This is a genomic window from Sphaerochaeta sp. S2, from assembly GCF_016406725.1.
Lineage (GTDB): Bacteria > Spirochaetota > Spirochaetia > Sphaerochaetales > Sphaerochaetaceae > Sphaerochaeta.
The window spans coordinates 1-2535 of sequence record NZ_JAEKNT010000273.1 but is presented as its reverse complement, the minus strand read 5'-3'; the positions used below and the strand labels follow the sequence as shown (position 1 = coordinate 2535).

2 protein-coding genes and 1 pseudogene are annotated in these 2535 nt (G+C 47.3%); 2 read left to right on the top strand and 1 reads right to left on the bottom strand.

The window, feature by feature from the left end:
* Window positions 1-360: pseudogene (locus JF818_RS07720) on the top strand (DNA repair protein RecN); the annotation flags it as partial.
* Window positions 360-635 (top strand): GNAT family N-acetyltransferase, encoded by a 276-nt coding sequence (locus tag JF818_RS07715; RefSeq protein WP_198891444.1) that lies wholly within the window; start codon window positions 360-362, stop codon window positions 633-635. The pseudogene JF818_RS07720 and the gene JF818_RS07715, both read left to right, overlap by 1 nt.
* On the opposite strand, the gene JF818_RS07710 is transcribed toward JF818_RS07715, so the two are convergent.
* The coding region (locus tag JF818_RS07710; RefSeq protein ID WP_198891443.1) for a DUF3536 domain-containing protein at window positions 632-2535 on the bottom strand (1904 nt) is incomplete at its 5' end. The genes JF818_RS07715 and JF818_RS07710 overlap by 4 nt on opposite strands.

Sequence of the window (2535 nt, the reverse complement as noted above, 5' to 3'; positions counted from 1 at the left end):
CGTATCATGCTTGCAGTAAAAACCAGCCTGGCAGAGAGTGATGCCGTTCCTACCCTGATCTTTGATGAGGTTGATGCCGGTATTGGAGGCAGCGTGGCGCTCTCTGTAGCTGACCAGCTGATGAATCTCAGTCGTTCCCATCAGGTTATTGTCATCACCCACCTTGCATCCATTGCAAGCAAGGCAGATACCCATCTGGTGGTGCACAAGGAGATACGGAACCAGATGAGTTACTCCATGATCAGAAGAGTGGAAGAGGAAGAACGTCAAAAGGAAATTGCAAGAATGCTCAGTGGTGATGATTCAAGTAGCGAAAGCCTTGGGCATGCAAAGAAGCTACTGCAAACAGGGAGGAGCTGATGGACTATTACAAAGCAGATAATGGATTTGCCTACGGAAAAGAGAATGAGATTCCCATGGCCAGAATCACCATGCGCTCCCTTGGTGATAAACGAATCGCAATTGATCATACCTATGTTTCTCCCAGCCTAAGGGGACAGGGTATTGCAAGGAAGCTGGTGATGCTTGTCGTAGAACAGGTAAAGAAAGAGGGGAAACTGATAGTTCCCCTCTGTTCCTATGCCCAGATGGTCCTTGAGGAGGACCCTGAGCTGGCCAAGCTTATTGCCAATTAATTGATATAGATATCAAAGTTCAATTCCTTAGCCAAAGCGTTGATTGAGGTGATGTCCTCTTCCTTCGGTTGTTTTTGCATGCTTACATACGGATATACTGCATTCTGCAGTGCTGTAAGATCAGGTTGGAACCCTCTCTCCCTGACAATCTGCAAGAACTCCAGAATGAAACGAATATTGTCCGCATACAGCCCATGTTCCTGAATCTTTTCACCCAGATTGGTCATTTGGGTGTGGAAGATGGTAGCGACCAGATCAATATCAGGTTGTTTGCCATACTTCTTGAGGAACTCAAGCATCAAGGCAAAATCCTGTTTGTATGCATCCCATTTATCCAAGCTGCCATACATGAACAGACTCTTGATGGAACTCAAGGATGAACCGATCAACTCTTCATAGAGGGACCCCATGGGTAGATATGGTACATGCTTTGCCAGTGTGGCATAGTGGAAAATGTTTTTTGACAATCTCCTGAGAGCATCATAGTCAAGGGAGCATACACTTCTGTCTATCTGGTCGAATAGTTGGTCACGCATGCGCAAGGGAATCTGCTTATGCCCGATATTCGTGGACTTGACTGTCTCTGAGCCTTGCTCTTGAACTTCCATGAGATACTCGAGCGTGGCCTGTTTGGGATTTGGGTCACGTGCGGTGCAGATGTATTTCGTCAGGGTTTCTGTATCGGTGACATGAAGCCGTTCAGTATGTTCATCCACTTCTGTGTATGATTCCAAGTGGAACCATCCATAGGTGTCCTCATAATCCGCTTTCTCGGCGATGCGTCGATTGAGGGCAAAGAAAAGTGCTGCTTCTACCTCACCGGGAAGTGTATTCATGAGTTCCTTGGCGATGGTCTTTCCATTTCCGTCCTGCTTCCTATTTGCCTTTGCCTTTGCCAGATCTTCCAGAAGTTGTCCCAGCAGGTCTTTTTTGCTGAATGGATTGTATAAATCGACAGCCATGAGCGCATAGGCAATATTTTGTTTTGGTTCCAATCCAGCTAGGTCATTGAAGAACCAACCACAACTGGTGTAGGAGAAGTGCTTGTATTTCTGCCCCTCCAGCAACATCGCCAACCTATGTTTCTTTCCAGCATCATCCGTAAATGAAGAGAGGAAGCTGTCCATATCCTTGATATGGCTGGCAACCGAGGAAAATTGGTAGAGTAATTCCCTGGAATCAAAGTCTTTGCCCAAGATTTTCTGTACTTCATCAGTAAAAATTATGTCGATTTCGCTTGAGAGATTATCGAAAGCAAGGCGAAGAGGATTTCTCCATGCCTGGTTCCAGCTCTCTTCACCACCTGTATGGCAACCACAATCCTTGTACCATCGGGAAACACCATGACTGCATGACCAACTGGTCCCCTTGCTGTCTTCCCCATCATGCAGGTAGGCCAACTCAGTAGCCGGATGATCATTGAGATAGGAGGCATAGTTGGTGAACGTAAAGTCATCTCGCTCTTCGACCTTCTTGATCAGGGCGGAGAGAGCCATATCTCCATAGGGTTCATGATGACCGTAGATCTCACCATCGGTAGCAGTATGAATCAGGCTGGGTTTCTCATCTTCCCTGATGGAAACCAGGCGTTGGTAGAGAGAGTCAGCGTCCCTCAGGTAGTGCCCGAAGCTGATGCCTTCAGCCAACTGGGGATTATAGAAAAATGCACTGATGGTCTTCCCCTTGGCACCTTTCAGGAGAAATGGTCTGTCGTATGGGGCTCCTCTGCCTTCCAGTTCAATTCGTCCCTTCTCCTTGTCCTCGATTGCCTTGCATTGCCAAGGTGAGAGGATGACGTAGGAAACACCTTCTTCAGCAAGGATATCGATGACCATAGGACTGATTGCTGTCTCCGGCAGCCAGATCCCATCAGCCTTCCTGGAAAAACGCTGTGCAAAGT